This window comes from Fodinibius sediminis, assembly GCF_900182555.1.
In the GTDB taxonomy this organism is placed as follows: domain Bacteria; phylum Bacteroidota; class Rhodothermia; order Balneolales; family Balneolaceae; genus Fodinibius; species Fodinibius sediminis.
This window is the reverse complement of sequence record NZ_FXTH01000007.1, coordinates 19376-40306: the sequence shown is the minus strand read 5'-3', so window position 1 is coordinate 40306 and position 20931 is coordinate 19376. Positions and strand designations below refer to the sequence as shown.

Here is a 20931-nt window from a genome sequence, read left to right as displayed (position 1 = left end):
CCGTCCGGGGCGATGGCACAGGGAAATGTGACAGAGCAGCTTTTGCTTTGGCCGGATGGGACGCCTGGAGCCAAGGGGAGTACGGATCTTGACAGGCCGGCACTTTCTGTGTTCTTGCCTGAGGAGGAGAAAGCCGTCGGAACAGGTGTTGTCATTTTCCCCGGGGGCGGATATGCTCACCTGGCTATGGATCATGAGGGTAGGCAGGTGGCTGAATGGCTGAATGATCTTGGTATTGCCGCTTTTATTGTTAAATATCGTCTTGGCAGTCGGTACAACCATCCCAATCAATTGAATGACGCCCAAAGAGCGATCCGCATGGTGCGTTCCAGGGCCGGGGAATGGGGGATCGAGGCAGACAGGATTGGTATTCTCGGTTTCTCGGCGGGGGGACATCTGGCCTCGACGGCGGGAACACACTTCACAGACGGCCGCATTGATGCGGATCGCCCGGTAGAACAGGTTGGTTCACGTCCCGATTTTATGATATTGATTTACCCGGTCATTACCATGAAAACAGATTATACGCACCAGGGGTCGCGCAACAACCTTCTGGGGACAGATCCAAGTGATGAGCTTGTGGAGCAGCTTTCCAACGAAATACAGGTTACGCAAAGAACGCCACCCACCTTCCTGGTCCATGGCACAAATGATAAAGGGGTACCGGTGCAAAACAGCCTGAAGTTTTATAAGTCGCTCCTTGAGCACCAGGTGCCGGCAGAGATGCACTTATTTGAGGATGGTCCACACGGCTTTGGTCTGGCCCCGGATGATCCGGAGCTCTCGCAGTGGCCCCTTTTATGCGAGCTTTGGATGGAAAGCCGGGGACTGTTGTCTGATTGAGAGATCCGACCTGGCGGTTGTGTTAAGCTTTAGCTGGCAGCCGCAACATCATTGACTTCAATCCAGTATCCGTCGGGATCCTGGAAATAAATTTGTCGAACCCCGTCCGGCCGCGTATTATAGGTATTGGGTTTTCCATAGGCGCTGGCAAAATAAATATCATGTTCTTCAAGGTTTGCTATGAGGGCCTCCAGGTTGGAAGTGGCAAGGGCAAGATGCACACGCTGAATCATCTTGATATTTTCCGTATTCCCCTGGATGAGGTGAAGTTCGGCATGTTCTCCCATGCTAAACCATCGAATGGTTTTTTTTTCAGTTTTATTTTCAATCTCGGGCAGGGATAAGATGGTTTTATAAAAATGTGCACTCCGGTCAAGATCCTCTACAGTTATGGAGTAATGGTCAAAATTTAGTTTGAGGGTTTTTACGGCTGCAATGGAAGCAACTGCAAAGGTTGAACTTAGGAGTAAAGAGGGTAGCATGGGTCTTTATTATTGATTGGTTGATGTTTGTAACTTATTGTACTTCAAAGTATTGAAAAATTTTTTAAAAATGCTGAACCAGGGCATTAACTTATTGTTTCATTTCACAAGCCTCTTCAATACCGGACGAATAGCATCATTCCATTTGTCATATCCCTGCTTGTTCAGATGGAGCTGGTCATCCAGAAAAAGTCGGTTATCCGGCAGACCGTTTTCGTTCAGTACCGGCGTTGCCAGGTCTGCGTAGTGCAGCCGGGCGTGGGTACTGTTATATTCCTTTATTTGTTGGTTTAGCTGATCCATCCTGGGCCACTGATCCCACCGGCTGCTGCTGGGCTTGATGGGAACATAGAGAAAATTAACATTGGGTTTATCTTTAAGTATACGCTGGACCAGCTGTTGATAATCAGACATTACCTGTTCAACCGGTTTTCCTGCTGCAATGTCATTATCCCCTTCATAAAATACAATGAGACTCGGGTTGTATGGAGCAATGAGATCTTCGTAAAAGTACTGTACATCAGAAGTATGGGATCCACCAAAGCCTCGGTTCAGGACAGCCAGATCCGGAAAGGCGACAGCGGTATCCCACAGCCGGATGCTGGAGCTTCCCACAAAGAGAATGGGATCAGTAGGCGTGCTGTTTTTTCGGTCCCAGTTTTTGAATTGCTCAATCTGTTCCTCAAATCGGAGGGGGTCGGGATCCGGTTCTTCTGTTTGCTGTGCGGCTGCAGCATTGAAAAAAGCAAGCAGCAGTATGGTTGATAATAGTTTTCTATATCGCATAGAGGTTCATTTATGGATTTTCGTAAGGCCCACCCGCTTTATCAGGGTAGCCAGAGTTAAAATGATATCTCATTTACGGGCACTTTCCAATTTTTTCATCATATGGGTAATGGTCTGGTTATTCAGGAGCCCCGTCCCCATAGAGAAGGCCTGTGTGTCGAAATCCAAAAGACAAAACAGGGCGGCTCTTGCATTATTCCGGCATTCCGTTATTTTTGGTTGGTACCTGCACAGAAATGGAAGATGAAGCAGCAAATTTGAAGGGTCACCTCGCAGCGAGGAGGACGAAGGGAAGGCAGCTTCATACGTATTAGATTCAGTTCCATCAATCATTAATATTCGGTTTATACAGCAGATGCAATTATTAGGGTATGATGTTGGGAGCTCATCCATCAAAGCTTCGTTAGTGAATGTAGAGTCAGGGAAAGAAATAGCTTCGGCAACCTCTCCGCAAGATGAACTCTCTATAGAGGCTCCATACAAGGGCTGGGCTGAACAGGATCCGGAAACCTGGTGGACGCATATCGGCCGTGTGACAGCCTCGCTGCTCGAAGCAGAAGAAGCTGATCCGGAAGCCATACAGGGCATTGGAATTGCCTACCAGATGCACGGCCTGGTGCTGGTGGACAAACAACAGAACGTGCTGCGCCCTGCGATTATTTGGTGCGACGGGCGGGCAGTAGAGATTGGTGATAAAGCCTTTAATGATCTCGGAGGATCATACTGCCTGGAGCATTATCTGAATTCACCCGGTAACTTCACGGCTTCCAAGCTTCGATGGGTCAGAGAACATGAGCCTGAACTGTACTCTGATATTCACAAAGCGATGCTTCCCGGTGATTACATCGCAATGAAGCTGACCGGGAAGGTTCGCACGTCAATATCAGGCTTGTCGGAGGCTATTCTTTGGGATTATCAATCCGGGGATATTGCAACAGAATTACTGGATTACTATGACATTTCACCAGAGCTTTTGCCGGATCATGATCCAAATTTTGCCGTGTCCGGCGAGTTGACGCCCGAAGCAGCCCGGCAACTGGGGTTGCGTGCAGGGATCCCTGTGGGGTACCGCTCGGGTGACCAGCCCAACAATGCGCTTTCACTGAATGTACTGAACCCTGGGGAGGCTGCTGCAACGGCGGGCACATCCGGGGTTATTTACGGGGTGACCGACCAGCCGTTGTACGACGAGCTCTCCCGGGTAAATACTTTTGTACACGTGAATCATGACGAGAAGCAGGCACGCTATGGAGTTTTGCTATGTATCAATGGTACAGGCATTCTGAACAGCTGGTTGAAGAATGAACTATTTCATGGAGAATACAGCTACGATGAGATGAATGAACGGGCCGCAACCGTTGATGTGGGTTCCGAGGGCGTAACCGTATTTCCTTTTGGTAACGGTCCTGAACGCATACTGCAGCAACAGTCGGTGGGTGCCCAGTTAAAAAATGTTGATTTTAACCGTCATGGCCCGGCTCATGTTATTCGGGCATCGCAGGAAGGGATAGCTTTTTCCATGAATTATGGTCTTCAGCTTATGCGACAGATGGGAATGGATATTCGCAGGATCCGGGTCAGCAGAGGCAACATGTTTCTGAGTCCGGTTTTTCGTCAGGCTTTTGCAAATAGCACGGACCTTTCTGTGGAGTTGTACGAGAGCAGTGGGGCGTTGGGAGCTGCAATAGGAGCAGGTCTAGGTATGGGCATTTATGAGAATCGGGGGGAGGCCTTCCGTGGATTGCAAAAAACAGAAACACTCGAGCCAGACCCTGATCTGCAGCCTGCCTATCAGGATGCCTACCAGCGCTGGGCTGAACTGCTGGACAAGGAATTAAAAAATAAAACATCAAGTACGTATTAACTTAACATTATTGGATTTATGAATATTACAACAGGCAGCATCTCCTATTTTCCGGATATCGATCAAATTCCCTATGAGGGTAGAGATTCAACCAACCCATTATCTTTTAAATATTATGACGCCGACCGTAAAGTAGGCGATAAAATCATGCAGGAGCACCTTCGTTTTGCAGTAGCTTACTGGCATACTCTCTGCGAACGTGGGGGGGATCCGTTTGGAACGGGTACCCGACGATGGCCATGGATGAAGTATAGTGATCCGATGGATCGAGCCCGGGCCAAGATGGACGCTGCATTTGAGTTTTTTACCAAGCTGGGGGTTCCTTATTACTGTTTCCATGACGTAGATATGGTGGATGAGGGCGATAGTATTGCCGAGACTCAGCAGCGTCTAGAAAAGATGGTGTCGTATGCCAAGGAGAAACAGGAGGAAAGTGGTGTGAAACTGCTCTGGGGCACAGCAAACCTGTTCAGCCATCCCCGCTATATGAACGGTGCTGCCACAAATCCGGATTTTAATGTACTTGCCCATGCGGCGGCCCAGGTGAAACATGCCATAGATGCCACCATTGAACTGGATGGTGAAAATTATGTATTCTGGGGCGGTAGAGAAGGGTATATGTCCTTGCTAAACACAAACATGAAGCGGGAGCGTGACCACTTGGCGCAATTCCTGCATACCGCCAGGGATTACGGGCGCAAGAATGGTTTTGATGGAACCTTTCTTATAGAACCCAAGCCGATGGAACCCACGAAGCATCAATATGATTTCGATACGGCCACTGTTATTGGATTTTTGAATGAATATGGTCTGCAGGACGACTTTGAAGTGAATATTGAAGTAAACCATGCGATTCTTGCCAAGCATACCTTTGAACATGAGCTGCAGGTAGCCGCTGATGCGGGAATGCTCGGCAGCATTGATGCAAACCGCGGGGATTATCAGAACGGCTGGGATACTGATCAGTTCCCTGCTGATATTTTTGAGGTAACACAGGCGATGCTGGTTATACTTGAAAGCGGAGGCTTTGAAACAGGAGGCATCAACTTTGATGCCAAAATTCGCCGCAACTCAACTGACCTGGAAGACCTCTTCTACGGTCATATCGGTGGGATGGATGTGATGGCCCGGGCACTGCTGGCAGCGGATCGTATTCTTGAAGAATCTCCGTACAGTGAGATTCGCCAGCAGCGCTATGCTTCCTTTGACACAGGCCAGGGAGCTGCCTTTGAACGGGGGGAGCTGGATTTGGAAAAGCTCAAGGCTTTGGCTGTTGAAAGTGGGGAACCCGAACAGATTAGCGGTCGGCAGGAATACCTGGAAAATATTATCAACCAGTATATTTAGAATCCGCAGTTTTCTTTTGAACCACAGCTTCAGGCAACGAACGAGGCTGGCTGAATTGAGCTGCAGTTACAGGGTATGATGCATGGGAGTACATTTAAAAAATGATGTATAGTTATTAATTAAATATATGTACTGCAATAACTTAAGTAGAATATACATTATAATTATATGCTGTTTTCATTAACAAAAAACAGAAGTTAACATTTTGAGTTCTGACGTTACCTTAAAACATATTGCTGAAGAGCTTGGGGTTTCGGCCATGACGGTGTCCCGTGCCCTCAATGATCGTCCGAATGTGGATGAAAAAACGAAAGAAAAAGTCATTGAGACGGCCAAAAGGATGGGATATACGCCAAACCAGGTAGCCAAGAGTCTGGTTTCCAATAAGACACATACCATCGGGGTGGTTATTCCTGAAATTACGCATGCCTTTTTTCCGGAAGTGGTGCGAGGTATAGAGGAGGTCACCAATGATTCCGACTATCAGATTTTCCTGACCAATGCCAATGAGCAATTTTCAAGGGAAAAAAAGGCGGTCCGGGCCCTTCAGGCCCAGCGGGTCGATGGTATCCTCATCTCTTCTTCCCAGACCGTTGATGATTTTTCATTTTACAAAGAGATAATTAATTCGGGCACCCGGGTTGTTTTTTTTGATCGCTGTATTGAGAACATGGGAGTCAGCTGTGTGAGTGTGAATGACCGGGTAAGTTCTACAGAAATAACCGAACACCTCATTACTGAACATAAATTTAAAAAGATTGCGTATATCAGTGGCCCTCAAGATGTTTCAGTGGGGCATGATCGTTATATGGGGTTTGTGGATGCCATGGAAAAACACACTCTTCCACTTAAGGAGAAATGGATTGTTCGGGGGGGCTTCCAGGAGGAGGCAGGCTATGATGCGATGCAGGAGTTATTGGCTTTGCCCGTTGAAGAACGGCCGGAAGCTGTAGTTACGGTTAATGATCCTTCGGCCATTGGTGCTATCCAGGCGATCAGCGAGAAGGGATTGTCAATACCTGAAGATATCGCCATTGTGGGTTTTACCGATGATATCCGGGCCGAGCTGCTTAAGGTACCGCTGACAACGGTACGGCAGCCGGCCTACGAGGTTGGCAGGCTGGCCGCCCTGAAGTTGATCCAGACGATTGAGAACAAGGATGAACCAGAAGAAATCCTCGAGGTGCAAACGGAGCTCAAGATTCGCTCATCCTGTGGCTGTTCATAGGGACAATGCATCGGTTTATATCCAGAAACAGATTTTATTGACTATAAAAATGAAGATCATGAATAACATACGTTGTTTTATTCCAGCTTTCTTTATCATTGGATTTCTGATGCCCGGTACTGCCAGTGGACAATCGCAAGCTACAGCCTGGAAGCAGGCCGAATCACCACTGATGACAAAATGGTCTGCCGAGGTCGGGCCTGAAAATGCTCTTCCTGAATACCCGCGCCCCATGATGAAGCGTGAGGAATGGCAGAACCTGAATGGGCTCTGGGATTTTAAGATAAGCCGTAAGGGGGATGATGGGGGAGAATACAATCGCAAGATCCTGGTACCATACCCTGTGGAATCAGCCCTTTCGGGCATCAAGAAAAAGGTTGGAGCGGCCAACCGGGTCTGGTACCGGAGAACCTTCCGGGTCGACAATCCCCATGAAAACGGGCGGGTATTGCTCCATTTTGGTGCCAGTGACTGGGAAACTGATGTACGCATTAATGGTAGCTATGTCGGCAAGCACCGCGGTGGGTATGATTCGTTTACATTTGATATTACAGATTATCTGAAAGACAGCGGTCAGGAGATAGAACTCACCGTCTGGGATCCCACGGACCTTGGTCACCAGCCGGTGGGCAAACAAACACATGATCCCAGGAGTATTTGGTATACGGCCGTAACAGGTATCTGGCAGACCGTGTGGCTGGAATATGTTCCCCATGGATACATCAGTGATCTAAAAATAACGCCAGATGTTGACAACAGCAGGGTGAAGGTGGAGCTGGAGACCGAGGGACTGTCTCCGGATCATAAAATAAGAGTGGCAGCTCTGAAAGAAGGTGATACAGTGGGCGAGAGCCGTGGCAACCCCGCACAGACGTTTATTATTCCGTTGGAGGATCCCCGGTTATGGTCGCCTGAAACACCCTTCCTGTACGATCTGGAAGTGGAGCTGCTGGATTCCGAGGGGACGGTTGTAGACCGGGTATCCAGCTATTTCGGGATGCGTAAAATAGCGATAGCCAAATCTGATGATGGGTATACCAGACTGTTTCTCAATAACAAGCCGCTGTTTCAGCTGGGGCCCCTTGACCAGGGATGGTGGCCTGATGGATTGTACACAGCCCCGACCGACGAGGCTCTGAAATATGATCTTGAGATCACAAAGAAACTGGGGTACAATATGCTTCGCAAGCATGTGAAGGTGGAACCTCAGCGTTTCTATTACTGGGCTGATAAGCTTGGGATCATCGTCTGGCAGGATATGCCCAGCGGTGATATGCGACCCGGGCAAATTCCGGGGCGTACCCACGAGTCGGCTCGGCAATTCAAGAAAGAGTACAAGCGGCTGATTGATGCCCGCTATAACCATCCCTCCATTGTTATGTGGGTTCCGTTTAATGAGGGGTGGGGACAGTTCCAGACCCGGGACATTGTAGAATGGACTAAAAACTATGATCCCACTCGGTTGGTAAATAATGCAAGCGGCTGGCATGACCAAAAGGTGGGTGATGTCATCGACATGCATGAGTACCCAGGCCCGGACATGCCGGATGCTGAAGATAACCGGGCTGCGGTGTTGGGGGAGTTCGGTGGACAGGCACTGGTGGTAAAAGATCATTTATGGATACAGGATTTCAGTCGTGCTCCCAGCCACTATGAGACCTCACAGTCTAAAGCAACATTGCACGAGACTTACGACCGCATGATTGAAGAACTCCGCGCCCTTAAAGATGAGGGGCTCTCTGCGGCTGTATATACACAAACAACCGATGTGGAATCGGAGGTGAATGGACTGATGGCTTATGACCGGGAAGTAGTTAAATTCGATTTTGAGCATCTGCAGGAAATTCATCAGCAGCTGATCGAGGAATAGCCTATTGAGGCGTCCTGCTGCTCTGCGACATGCCCGCGCTGATAACTTGCTGCAGTTGCTGTGGACCAACATTGAGAAATACATCCACTATGCAAAGTACCGGAGTTTCATAAAAGCATTTGGTTCATTAATAATGGAGTGTCAATCACCCTGTTTTAACGTTCACCCACATTAATCATGTTTAATAAAGTACTTGAAAAAAAATTACTCCCGGCGGTTACACTCTCAGAGGTTGATTCGGCCCTGCGCGTGGCTGAGGCCCTCCTGGAAGGGGGCTTGAATGTTATGGAGGTCACTTTCCGTACCAAAACAACAGCACAGGCTATCTCAGCTATTGCCGCAGAGTTTCCTGAGATGCAGTTGGGGGCCGGTACCATCTTATCGGCTGAGCAGCTGATGGCTGCAAGGGAATCCCGCGCCCAATTTGGATTGTCGCCGGGTATCAATGAGGAGGTAGTCAAACGAGCGCTTAACATTGATTTTAACTTTATCCCCGGGGTAATGACGCCTTCCGAAATAGAGTTGGCCCTGAGCCATGGCTTCCGGACGTTAAAGCTCTTTCCCGTTTCTGATATGGGGGGCGTTCAATATATCCGGAGTCTTCGTGGTCCATATCAACATACAGGCATTAAATTTTTGCCGATGGGAGGAATTAGCCTCTCGAATCTGGCGTCCTATGTGAGCAGTGAGATGGTCATTGCTGCGGGGGGATCGTGGTTGGCCCCGCGTACTCTTATCTCGGGCGGGCGTTACGAGGATATCACCAAGCGCGTCCGTCAGTCGCTTGCAGTCGTGGATCAACAGCGAAAGGACTGAATATACGGCTCCGGTTTTCCCTGATCAGGATCCCAAGGAAGAACGATTTTCTCCCGCTGCTTAAACGACCGTATAATAGAGCAGTATAGCCATAGCAAAACCGGTAACAGAGATGATGGTCTCCATGACGGTCCATGATTGCAGGGTCTGTTTCTCCGTCAGCCCGAGGTATTTGTTAACCAGCCAGAAACCACTGTCATTCACGTGCGAAAGTATAGTGGAACCGGCGGCAATAGCGATTACGATCAGTGCCTTTTCCGGGGCTGAGAGCCCAAATTCGCTCACTACGGGAGCGACCATTCCAGCGGAGGTGACCATGGCCACGGTAGCGGATCCCTGTGTGACGCGAATGATAACCGCCAGCAGGTATGCCAGTACAATAGGCGCTACCTGGTAGGCCAGGATCGTTTGGGCCAGGGCTTCTCCAACCCCGCTGTCAATGAGAATTTCTTTGAATACACCGCCTGCTCCCGTAACCAGGATGATAAGTCCGGCCGGGGCCAGCGCCTTGTCTGAAAAGGTAAGCACCTCCCGGCCCGAAAAGCCTTTGCGATAGCCCAGGAAATAAGCTGCAACGAGTGTCGCAATAATGAGGGCAATAAAAGGGTGGCCGACAAACTGAATCAGGTTGAGCCAGAAGGTGCCACCCGAAATCATTTGATTCGATTGGAGCATATCAAAAATAGTGGCATTGACAATCAAAAAGAGGGGAAGCAGAATAACAAGGAGAATGATGAAAAAATCCCACTTGTCTTCTTCGGTAGCTTTACCTGATTCACTGAACTCGGGAGGTGAGACATCAATTTTGCTGCCGATATATTTACCAAACAGGGGACCGGCCAGGATGGCCGCCGGAATTCCTGCGGCAAACCCAAAGATGATCACCCAGCCCAGCGAGACTTCCATTATTTCTGCCACTGCAGTCGGACCGGGCGTAGGCGGGATGAATGCATGGGTAACAGCCAGGCCCGCCAGCAGGGGGATGGCGTAATAGAGGGTGGACTTATTGGCCTTTCGCGCCAGGGCATAGACAATGGGTACCAGGATAATGAACCCCACATCGAGAAATACCGGTATGGAAATAATAAAGCCGGTGAGCGACAATCCCCAGGAGGTGCGTTCAGCACCGAACAGCTGTACAATATTGCGGGCAAGTGCTTCGGCACCTCCAGAGACTTCCAGGAGTTTGCCAATGATGGATCCCAGCCCCACGATAATCGCGATAAAGCCCAGAATGCCGCCCATCCCTTCCTGTATGCTGTTTAAAACGTCTTCAAAGCCCATACCTGCCCCCAGGCCCACAAAGGCGCTGGCAATGAGCAGAGAAACAAAGGCATGGATTTTGAGTCTCATTACCAGCAGTAGCAGCAGGACAATGGCAATGACTGTGATAAACAGTAAATAGAATGGTTCTCCCATCATAATGATTAGCTTAATTTGTAATTTGATTAAAAATAATGCGCTGTCCCAAAGCCGTTATATCTTCATCTCCTTTAATCGCCGGGTGGATGAAATCGATGCCCAATACCTCCAAAGCATCGGCATAGTACCGTTGCAGCCTGCTGTTGCCCCAGAGGATTACCCGTGCTGGTTCCGAAGCCACTACTTCGCTGAGTTCCGTACCTATTAAAAGTCCGCTCAGATAATCCCGGTTGCGGGGCTTTCCCGTATTGTGAAGCAGGTCCTGCGCCCTGATGGAAAATAGAGCATGTAGAAGATTCTCCTGCTGGGCATCCTTAACACCGGCTTTAAATCCATGGCCCGGTACTGGGTCGGATCTCATGTCCACGGAATTTGCAAGTATACTTTTTGAGGCGATCAAATCAAAAAGTTCACCGGTCATATATGTTTTAAAAGCTGTGAGGTGATTGTCCTTTACCCTAAGGTGCTTGCTGTGGGTGCCGGCCAGAATATAAAACCCGTTTTTTGAAGCCAATCGGGAGGCCAGTCCCAGCAGTTCCGTCTCTTCGCCCCGCATAACGTCATTGGATGAACATATCCCGGAAACAAGATAGGCATCCCGGCTAAAACGCTCCGATGGTTGTACATGGTGAATATTCAGTTCGGGATGAACCAGGCTAAGGGGTAAAGAGGAGTAGGGGAGTTCCTTCATGCCGATACTTGAGGAAGCCATCCCCGAAATAATGACGGGAATACTTCTGTCAAGCTCAGAAGAGCAGGATTGTTCAAGCGCTTCTATTTGTTTTCCCAGGAATGCAAGGTAGTAATCAAGTCGTTTCGAAGAGTCCCGGTTGCTGCTCCAACTTTTATAAAACTTCTTTATTCCTTTGGTCTCGGATATTGCATGGATCGTTTTGCCTGATGCGGATGCAATGAGCCTCAGCCGAAAAGAGGAGGTCCCCCAGTCGCAGCTCAGGAAATGGCGTTTATGAAATATTGGAGCAGAATTTACCATTCTGTTACCGTCCCGTCTTCATTGCGCCACACTGGGTTGTGCCAGTCATGGCCCTTCCTGGATGCTTCCATGACTTTCTGTTCATCTACTTCAATGCCGAGGCCGGGCAGGGAGGTGCGATGTATATAACCATCCTGGATGTCAAATACTTCCGGATTTGCAAGGTAGTCCAGCAGGTCCATGCTGTCGTCATGGTAATGTATGCCAAGGCTCGTTTCCTGGATCAGGGCATTTGGGGTGCAGAAATCAAGCTGCAGTGCCGCCGCAAAACTGATGGGGCCCAGGGGACAGTGCGGGGCAATGGCCATATCGTAGGTCTCGGCCATGGCCGCAATTTTTCGCGTCTCCCAGATTCCCCCGGCGTGGCTCAGGTCGGGCTGAATAATATCCACATAGCCCTGTTCCAGGATAGGCTTGAAGCCGGCTCGCCCGTACAGACGCTCGCCCGTGGCAATGGGGGCGCTTGTATAAGGGGCGATAACTTTGAGAGCCTCCAGATGCTCCGACAAGAGGGGCTCTTCAATAAACATCGGTTTCAGTGGATCCAAGGCTGTTACCAGGCGTTTGGCCATGGCCTTGCGAACACGCCCGTGAAAATCGAGTCCGATTTCAATATCCCATCCCAGGTGCTCACGGATCCGAGCGATTTTCTGGACGGATGCTTCAATCTGCCGGGGAGTTTCAATCCAGTCGACCTTGCCAACGGCATTCATTTTTACGTGCCGGAACCCGGTCTTCTGCCGCTGGGTGATGGCTTCAATCAGTTCCGAGGGTTCATCACCGCCCACCCAGGAATATACCTTCATTTTATTCCTGACAGCCCCACCCAGGAGCTCATATACCGGGACATCAAGACGCTTGCCCTTGATGTCCCAGAGTGCCTGTTCAATACCGGATATGGCACTCATGAGGATGGGGCCGCCCCGATAGAAACTTCCGCGGTGCATTACTTGATAGATGTCCTCGATATTTCCCGCCTCCATGCCAGTCAGCTGGCGGCTGAACTCTTTTACGGCCGCCGCCACGGTATCCGCTTTTCCCTCGACAATGGGTTCCCCCCATCCCTCTATACCGTCGGAGGTGGTAATTTTTATGAAAAGCCACCGGGGGGGCACTTTATAGAGTGTTATTTCCTCAATGCTACTCATAAAATCCTTCTAGAAACTTATCTGCAGGTTAAGATGAAAATTTAAGTTGCAAAACCGGGAAAAAGTAGCTCCCGCGCATTCTCCGCCCCATCCCGCTGTATTTGTATTTGATGAAAACCGAAAGTGATCGAATGCTGACTGAATGGCAGCCTGTCCTTAATTAGGTAAATTTTTTGTGCCATTCAAATGAAAGGCAACAAAATAGCATATAAATGCTGAAACTTGTTAACGATAACACAATGCTATATATTCAAATCGTCAAAGCTTCCAGATCATTTATAGCGCGACATTTCTATTATTATCCAGACACATAGTTATAATTCTGCATCTTATGGAATTTGCCACTCTTGATATTGTAGTATTTTCGCTTTATTGCGCCCTCATTATTGCTATTGGCCTCTGGGTGTCCCGTGATAAGGAAGGGCACCAGAAAAATGCAGAGGATTACTTCCTTGCGGGGAAGTCACTGCCGTGGTGGGCTATTGGCGCATCGCTTATTGCAGCCAATATCTCTGCCGAGCAGATTATTGGCATGTCGGGATCCGGTTTTGCTGTGGGGCTGGCTATCGCCTCCTACGAATGGATGGCTGCGGTTACACTGTTAATTGTGGGAAAATACCTGCTTCCCATTTTTATCAAGAAGAAAATTTATACGATCCCTGAATTTATAGAGCAGCGATTCAATACGACACTGAAGACCATCCTCGCGGTTTTCTGGATTGGTCTGTTTGTATTTGTGAACCTCACAACCGTCATGTTTCTGGGGGCCAAGGCACTCGATACCATTATGGGAACGGGAGACGGCAGCCTGCTTATTCATGCCCTGGTTGGTCTTGCATTAATAGCCGCTGCCTATTCCCTGTACGGAGGATTGTCGGCTGTGGCCTGGACCGATGTGCTGCAGGTTGGACTGCTGGTACTGGGGGGGCTGGTAACTACCTTTGTTGCCCTGCATAATGTAACTCCCAGTGGAGGAATTATCGATGGTTTTGCCCATTTGTACGAGGTGGCAGGTGACAAGTTTAATATGATTCTCAATCGTTCAAATCCTGAATTTCAGAACCTGCCCGGCATTGCGGTGCTGATAGGTGGATTATGGGTGGCTAATCTCTATTACTGGGGCTTCAATCAGTATATTATTCAGCGAACCCTGGCTGCAAAATCGCTGAAAGAGTCGCAAAAGGGGATTATCTTTGCGGCCTTCCTGAAACTGATTATTCCGCTGATCGTGGTTATCCCGGGCATCATCGTCTATGTACTCTACACGCAACCGGCCGGTACGGCCCAGATTCCGGGAATTATGGATGTATTCACGAATCCCGACGGGAGCATAGAGTACGATAATGCCTATCCCTGGCTCATCAAGGTATTTCTCACCCCCGGTTTCAGGGGACTGGTTGTAGCGGCGCTGGCTGCTGCTATTGTTTCCTCGCTGGCGTCTATGCTTAACTCGGTGGCAACCATATTTACCATGGATATTTATCGTCCCTATTTCAACCCGAATGCCACCGATAAGCAGACCGTAAATATGGGACGCATTACCGCCTCGGTTGCTCTTGTTACGGCGGTTCTTCTGGCCCCCCAGCTGCAGAGTGTTCCACAGGTGTTCCAGTATATCCAGGAGTATACCGGACTGGTCAGTCCCGGCATTCTGGCGGTGTTCATGATGGGACTATTCTGGAAACAGACCACTACCAAGGGAGCCATCTACGGGGTTCTTGGATCCATTGTCATAGCACTGCTGCTGAAAATACCGGCACTGGGTCTCCCGTTTCTGGATCAGATGTATTATACATTAATTCTTACGATTGTAATTATAGCAGGGGTGAGCCTGACGACCAATCCCTACGATGAAGATCCCAAAGCCATTCACACTACGGCTCAAACCTTTAAAACCAGTCCGGCGTTTAACATCGGATCCTATATTATCCTGGTACTGGTAGCCGTGCTTTATGCCGTCTTCTGGTAGTAATGGTTTCCCCGGATTCAACGATAGCATCATGCAGACTTTAAAGCATCATATTATCACCGAATTTCACCGTCGATTCGAGGGCGACCCCATACTAGTACAATCGCCGGGCCGGGTGAATCTTATTGGTGAGCATACCGATTACAACGATGGTTTTGTCCTTCCCGCCGCCATTGACAAGTATATCTTTCTTGCCATGGCCCCCAGCGGTACGGATAACAGCCGGTTCTATGCCGCAGATCAGCAGGACTATTACGAGACCGATACTTCTGGAAAGTTGTCTAAATCGGGAAAAGGGTGGCCGGACTATTTGCTGGGTGTTATTGATCAGCTTCGCCGCCGGGGATACGAAAGCAGGGGAATCAACTGTGTATTCGGGGGGAATGTCCCCATCGGAGCCGGGTTATCCTCTTCCGCAGCGCTGGAGGGGGGGATGCTGTTTGGCTTGACACGGCTTTTGGGCTGGGAGATCCCTCCTGTGGAGATGGCCCGTATTGCGCAGCAGGCTGAAAATGCGTTTGTAGGGGTGCAGTGTGGCATCATGGATCAGTTTATAAGCCTGAACGGCCGGAAAAACCATGCGATGAAACTCGATTGCCGCTCACTGGAATATGAATTCTATCCGCTCAATCGACCTGATCTCCATATTGTTTTGTGTGATACACAGATCCGAAGGGAATTGGCTTCATCTGAGTACAATGTGAGGCGTTCCCAGTGTGAAGAGGGGGTTCGAATCCTGCAAAAGATCCATCCTGGCATTCAGAGCCTTCGGGATGTTACCCTGCCTTTTTTAAAGAAGCACGAGGCCTTGATGGAACCTTTGGTCTACAAACGGTGCAATTATGTACTGGAGGAGAATGAGCGGGTTCTGAATGCCTGCAAGGACCTTGATAACAACGATATTGTTTCTTTTGGACAGCGAATGTACCAGTCACATGCCGGACTTCGCGACAAGTATGAAGTGAGCTGTCCGGAGCTGGATATCCTGGTTGATTCCACAAGGAACATCGAAGGAGTGATCGGTGCCCGGATGATGGGCGGCGGTTTTGGGGGCTGCACCATCAACCTGGTGGAAGACGTTCATTTGGAGACGTTCAAAAAGAAGATTACCATGATGTATCAGGAAAAGACCCGGAAGCACCTACAAATATACCAGACTAAAATTTCTGATGGAACCCATTTGATGGATGTGTCTGAAATTAAAACGAAAGAATGATTATGGAACTTGATCTTGCCAGCGACCCCCACCGGCGATTGAATCCATTGACAGGAGAATGGATTCAGGTATCCCCGCATCGGTCCAAAAGACCGTGGCAGGGCCGAACAGAAGAGAAGCCCGAACAGCAAAAGGTGGAATACGATCCGGATTGCTATTTGTGTCCCGGTAATGAGCGGGCTGGCGATGCCCGAAACCCAGATTATGAATCCACTTTTGTTTTTACCAATGATTTTAGTGCGTTGAAACCCGATACCCCTTCCGAGATAAGCAATACGGAGAATCTGCTTGTTGCCAGGGGAGAGAAGGGAATATGCCGGGTAATCTGTTTTTCTCCCCGTCATGATCTTACGCTGCCGGAGATGGAGCCTGCCCGGATCAGGGAGGTGGTGGAGCTGTGGACCACGGAATACGAGGAGCTGGGCAAGCGCGAGTATATTAATTATGTGCAGATTTTTGAGAACAAGGGAGCGATCATGGGGTGCAGCAATCCCCATCCGCATGGACAGATATGGGCGCAGGAAACGATCCCGGACGAACCCGCAAAAGAATTGATGAGGCAGTCAGATTATTATGAGGAGCATGGGACGACCCTGCTGGGCGATTACCTGAAGCTCGAGCGGGAGCGGGAGGAACGGTTGATTGTCGAGAACGATTATTTTGCTGTGCTTGTACCCTACTGGGCATTCTGGCCTTTTGAGACACTGGTGATAAGCCGGCGCCCCTTTGCCGGTTTCACAGGGATGACTGAAGAGGAAAAAGATGGACTGGCAGATATCATAAAACAGATCACTGTCAGGTATGACAATATTTTCGAAGTCTCCTTTCCATACTCTGCGGGCTTTCACCCGGCCCCAACAGACGGCCGGAAACACCCGGAATGGCATTTCCATCTCCATTTTTATCCACCACTGCTGCGTTCTGCCACCGTCAAGAAATTCAGAGTAGGATACGAAATGCTGGGTAATCCGCAGCGTGATATCACACCGGAAGCCAGTGCACGGTTGCTGAAGGAGATGCCTGGCAAGCATTACAGTCTTTCTGAAGGATAGCCTGGCCACTTTGGGTTTTGAATTCAATATTTTTATTCTTTTCATTTGAAGAGGGGTTATCAGACCGTGGCTTTTCCATGAATCTGCGGTAAGCTTGGGATGATAGGGGAAGGCTTGTATATGTGCGGGTGTCTGGATGCCTGCTGCATGAACCAGTGGATTTCTATATCTGATTCTGTCGCAACCCGGGTATTCCCCATGGCTGGATAAATAATCATGTAGCGTCAGCTTAATATTTGTAGTTCTAAGGACCCGGGATATTATTTAAAAATAAAAGCAATGATGGCTAAACTTAGTGTACAAGTACTTATAATTTTCTTTTGTTCATTTTTTGCGGGGGCATATACCACGACCGTTTATGGCCAGAGTGAAGAAGCTGCACGTCAACAATACCTGGAACAGCTGCAGAAGGTGTTATCGCCTGATCAGGATCGAATTTCGACGGCCCTGCCTCCGACCCCCATTGATTCTACCTGGACGGCATGGGTGGAACGCACCGGGGCGCTGCCGCCGAATTTTGGGAAGATGCCATCCCTTCCTTTTCTTCCGGATCCGCTGATTCTGGATGAGGGTGGAGAAAACATTCCGGTGGAGACCATCGAACAGTGGAATAAAAAGCGAGCGTGGATAAAGGAACAGGCCCAGCATTGGATTACCGGTCCTGTGCCCCCAGCGCCTGGTAATCTCAGGGCTGAGTTGCTTGAAGAACGCCAGGTAGGGGAGCTGACGGAACAGGATGTCCTTTTACGTTTTGGCCCTGACCACCAGGCAAAGCTTAATATCACGCTGCTCATCCCTCCCGGAGAAGGTCCTTTTCCGGTGTTTTTGTGCCCATGGAAGGAAGACCGGTATGACTGGGTGCAAGCTGCCGTGCGAAGAGGGTATATCGGGGTGCGCTTTGCCGGCACGGATCCCAAGTATGGCATGCCCGATGACAGTGAAACCTATATCGATACCTGGTGGCCGGAGTATGACTTTACGGCCATCATGCGGTGGGCGTGGTCAGCCTCACGGGCCATTGATTACTTGCATACTCAGCCTTTTGTGAATAAAAAACAAATCGCCCTTACCGGCCTGTCGCGCAATGGGAAGGCTGCCCTCTGGGCGGCTGCCTACGACAAACGAATCAAGGCGGTGGTACCAATAAGCGGGGGTACCGGCGGTGAGCATCCGTTTCGCTATACCTCGGACAAGTATAATAACGAGACCATCGCACTGCTCACCAGAAGACGGCCTCACTGGCTTAGCCAGCGACTTCGTTTCTTTGTCGGCCGGGAGCATAAGCTGCCCATTGATCAAAACTCCCTGATGGCGCTGGTTGCCCCGCGCGGGTTAATGCTGACATCTTCCATAACGGAATCAGCGGCTGATCCCTGGGGTATTGAACAGGCCTACCGGTCGGCCCAAACGGTATACGACTTTCTGGGGGCCGAAGAGAAATTGGCTATTGATCTTAGGGATGGGCTTCATTCGCCAGCTGCCCGTGATATGGAGCGGTACCTCGATTTTTTTGATTATGTGTTTGGCCGGGGAAATATCAAGCCGGACAACAAGCTTTACTATGATTATACCTTTTCCAAATGGCTGGGGCTCTCCGGAGAGATGATCGATCCGCTTGAATATGAGTCGAAAGGCATAGATAATATTCTGGAGGGTGAGGGCCGGAAAAGGATAAATAATACCGAACAGTGGGAGGGAAAAAAAGCTCACATCAGGTCCAGGGTCAAGTGGGCTCTGGGTGAGGAGCCTCCATCGGTGGGCCCGGACAAGCAGCCGGACTATAAGAGATCAGTTGTAGGCTCGCCCAATGTTGCCGAATCTGTTGGAAGTGAGCGCCTGTCTTTTGGCCAGCTGTTTTATCCCGCAGATGCAGAAGGAGAACCGCTGAGCGATGATCTGCCCGTGGTGGTATATCTCCATGAATACACCTATTCAACGGGATACCTGCGGCTGGGAGATATCATCAACAGGTTTACCGAGCAGGGTTTTGCCGTCTATATGTATGATCAAATAGGTTTTGGAACCCGGATAGAGGAAGGACGACTTTTCTACGAACGTTTTCCAAACTGGTCAAAGATGGGACGCATGGTTGCTGATGTAGGCTGGGCTATTGATGAGCTGGAGAACATGGACTATCTGAACGACGACAAAATATTTGTCGGTGGGTATGCTTTGGGAGGAACGGTCAGCCTGTATAGTGCGGCACTTGACGAGCGTATTGCCGGCGTGATATCAGCTTCAGGTTTTACTCCCATGCGAACCGACCACCCCGGGAAAACGGCCGAGGGCCTGTACCGCTATTCCCACCTGCATGGCCTCCTCCCGCGATTGGGCTTCTTTATCGATAATGAAGATCGTATTCCGTACGATTATCACGAGATTCTTGCTTCCATTGCTCCACGACCCTTACTGGTTATTTCTCCTCTCTGGGATCAGTATGCATCATCGGATGATGTTAGCCAGGCGGTGCAGGAAGCGACCAAAGTATACGAATTATACGGAGCTGAAGGTAATATTACCCTCTTTGAGCCAGATGATTACAACAGGCTTTCACCCGAAATGAAGGATGTCATGGTGGACTGGGTGAAGAAGATATCGGAGTAATCCGGCCAATGGGCATTTTTCGGATGCGCTGATGGCACGAATGAGATTGTAACTGTTGGCCAGAGCCGGCGGTAGTCCCGTGGCCGGGGAAGCAGGGGAGGTACTGGCAGCTAAACAGTATGGCTGATTGGAAATAATGTGTTGGGAGATAGGAAGGGAATGAAGCAAACGACCTGAAATTATCAGTCTGAATTCTGTTTTTGAGGCGTGCGGCCATAAAATTAACAACCTGGTAGGCGATGAAAAAAATAGTACAAATTGGCGTAGGCCCGCTGGGGCAGAAAATAGTAAAAAACACTCTCCAAAGGGAGGAAATTCATCTGGTTGGTGCCGTGGATCCTGACCCCGAAAAGGCGGGTAAAGACCTCGGTGAGCTTTGCGGTTGTACACACATGGGGATTCCCGTCAGCAGAGAGCTAACGTCGTCAATTAAGGGTAGGGGAGCAGACGTTGCCGTCGTAAGCACCTTCTCAAGCCTTGAACGGATTGAGCCGCAGCTGGCCGAACTTGCTGATGCAAAGCTGAATATCGTATCAACATGCGAAGAGCTTTCCTATCCCTGGCAAACACAACCTGATATTGCCCAGCGAATTGACAAGGTGTGCCGTGATTCGGGCGTAACATGCCTGGGAACAGGGGTTAACCCAGGCTTCTTAATGGATTATCTTCCGGCAGTCATGAGCTCGATTTGCCAGGATATTGAGCAGATCAAAGTCACCCGTGTGCAGGACGCTTCCATCAGACGAATACCCTTTCAAAGGAAGATCGGAGCGGGTTTAACGGCAAAACAATTTTCACAGAGAAAGAAGAATGGACACCTGCGGCATATCGGGCTGACCGAATCGGTTCATATGATAGCCCGGGCTTTATGCTGGAGATTGGATCGGGTGGAAGAAACATTGGATCCTGTTGTAGCAGCACGATTGGTTAGCTCGGGCTATAAAGATATCAGGCAGGGCCAAGCCAGTGGTGTAGAGCAGTATGGGAGAGGATATGTAGGAGAAGAAGAGAAAATTACTTTGCATTTCCGTGCCGCTGTAGGGGAGGAAAAATCCCATGATAAAATAGAAATTGTGGGAACCCCGTCTTTTACTTCGGTTATTGAGGGAGGTATCAATGGGGATATTGCTACAGCTGCAATCACGCTCAATGCCATTTCTGCTGTATTGAGGGCCGAGTCGGGCCTGAAGACCATGCTTGAAATTCCCGTACCTTCTTTTTCCGGGCGTTTCTGCGTTTAGTGAAGTAGATGGGATTCAGGTGATCAAGAGTTAATGGCCAAATGGGTGT

16 protein-coding genes are annotated in these 20931 nt (G+C 49.5%); 11 read left to right on the top strand and 5 right to left on the bottom strand.

The features are described from left to right. Positions 1 to 12 precede the first annotated feature (12 nt). Entirely contained in the window at positions 13 to 843 is an 831-nt protein-coding gene (locus FN808_RS09225; RefSeq protein WP_142714293.1) for an alpha/beta hydrolase, read from the top strand. A gap of 29 nt (positions 844 to 872) precedes the next feature. On the opposite strand, the gene FN808_RS09220 is transcribed toward FN808_RS09225, so the two are convergent. Then, positions 873 to 1325, bottom strand: a complete 453-nt coding sequence (locus tag FN808_RS09220) for a VOC family protein (protein ID WP_142714292.1) — start codon at positions 1323 to 1325, stop codon at positions 873 to 875. A 99-nt stretch (positions 1326 to 1424) separates the two neighbouring features. Further along, positions 1425 to 2111 carry a GDSL-type esterase/lipase family protein gene (locus FN808_RS09215; RefSeq protein WP_142714290.1) on the bottom strand — a complete coding sequence of 229 codons (687 nt, stop codon included), beginning with the start codon at positions 2109 to 2111 and terminating at the stop codon, positions 1425 to 1427. Between the two features lie 355 nt (positions 2112 to 2466). On the opposite strand from FN808_RS09215, the gene FN808_RS09210 reads away from it, so the two are divergent. From FN808_RS09210 to eda, 5 genes are all read left to right on the top strand, one after another. Next, entirely contained in the window at positions 2467 to 3975 is a 1509-nt protein-coding gene (locus FN808_RS09210; RefSeq protein WP_142714289.1) for a xylulokinase, read from the top strand. Positions 3976 to 3993: 18 nt separating this feature from the next. After that, entirely contained in the window at positions 3994 to 5322 is a 1329-nt protein-coding gene (gene xylA, locus FN808_RS09205) for a xylose isomerase (protein WP_142714288.1), read from the top strand. Positions 5323 to 5527: 205 nt separating this feature from the next. Next, the gene (locus tag FN808_RS09200; protein ID WP_142714287.1) at positions 5528 to 6550 is read left to right on the top strand and encodes a LacI family DNA-binding transcriptional regulator; all 1023 of its coding nucleotides are present in this window, start codon (positions 5528 to 5530) and stop codon (positions 6548 to 6550) included. 58 nt (positions 6551 to 6608) lie between these two features. Next, positions 6609 to 8420, top strand: a complete 1812-nt coding sequence (locus FN808_RS09195) for a glycoside hydrolase family 2 protein (protein ID WP_221929990.1) — start codon at positions 6609 to 6611, stop codon at positions 8418 to 8420. 177 nt (positions 8421 to 8597) lie between these two features. Further along, positions 8598 to 9236, top strand: a complete 639-nt coding sequence (gene eda / locus FN808_RS09190) for a bifunctional 4-hydroxy-2-oxoglutarate aldolase/2-dehydro-3-deoxy-phosphogluconate aldolase (RefSeq protein ID WP_142714286.1) — start codon at positions 8598 to 8600, stop codon at positions 9234 to 9236. Between the two features lie 60 nt (positions 9237 to 9296). On the opposite strand, the gene FN808_RS09185 is transcribed toward eda, so the two are convergent. The 3 genes from FN808_RS09185 to dgoD are packed head-to-tail and all read right to left on the bottom strand — an operon-like array spanning position 9297 to position 12800. Beyond that, positions 9297 to 10655, bottom strand: a complete 1359-nt coding sequence (locus FN808_RS09185; protein ID WP_142714417.1) for a GntP family permease — start codon at positions 10653 to 10655, stop codon at positions 9297 to 9299. 13 nt (positions 10656 to 10668) lie between these two features. Next, complete coding sequence (locus tag FN808_RS09180; RefSeq protein WP_142714285.1) at positions 10669 to 11652, bottom strand: 2-dehydro-3-deoxygalactonokinase; 984 nt, start codon at positions 11650 to 11652, stop codon at positions 10669 to 10671. Beyond that, the gene (dgoD, locus tag FN808_RS09175; RefSeq protein WP_142714284.1) at positions 11646 to 12800 is read right to left on the bottom strand and encodes a galactonate dehydratase; all 1155 of its coding nucleotides are present in this window, start codon (positions 12798 to 12800) and stop codon (positions 11646 to 11648) included. The genes FN808_RS09180 and dgoD overlap by 7 nt, the downstream gene beginning before the upstream one ends. A 331-nt stretch (positions 12801 to 13131) precedes the next feature. Here dgoD and FN808_RS09170 point away from each other — a divergent pair, with 331 nt between their 5' ends. From FN808_RS09170 to FN808_RS09150, 5 genes are all read left to right on the top strand, one after another. After that, complete coding sequence (locus FN808_RS09170) at positions 13132 to 14769, top strand: sodium/sugar symporter (protein ID WP_142714283.1); 1638 nt, start codon at positions 13132 to 13134, stop codon at positions 14767 to 14769. 31 nt (positions 14770 to 14800) lie between these two features. Continuing rightward, complete coding sequence (gene galK / locus FN808_RS09165; protein WP_142714281.1) at positions 14801 to 15985, top strand: galactokinase; 1185 nt, start codon at positions 14801 to 14803, stop codon at positions 15983 to 15985. Then, the gene (locus FN808_RS09160) at positions 15985 to 17037 is read left to right on the top strand and encodes a UDP-glucose--hexose-1-phosphate uridylyltransferase (RefSeq protein ID WP_434084130.1); all 1053 of its coding nucleotides are present in this window, start codon (positions 15985 to 15987) and stop codon (positions 17035 to 17037) included. The genes galK and FN808_RS09160 overlap by 1 nt, the downstream gene beginning before the upstream one ends. 279 nt (positions 17038 to 17316) lie before the next feature. Further along, positions 17317 to 19641, top strand: a complete 2325-nt coding sequence (locus FN808_RS09155) for an alpha/beta hydrolase family protein (RefSeq protein ID WP_142714279.1) — start codon at positions 17317 to 17319, stop codon at positions 19639 to 19641. 239 nt (positions 19642 to 19880) lie between these two features. Next, entirely contained in the window at positions 19881 to 20882 is a 1002-nt protein-coding gene (locus FN808_RS09150) for an NAD(P)H-dependent amine dehydrogenase family protein (RefSeq protein WP_142714278.1), read from the top strand. The last annotated feature ends 49 nt before the right edge of the window (positions 20883 to 20931 follow it).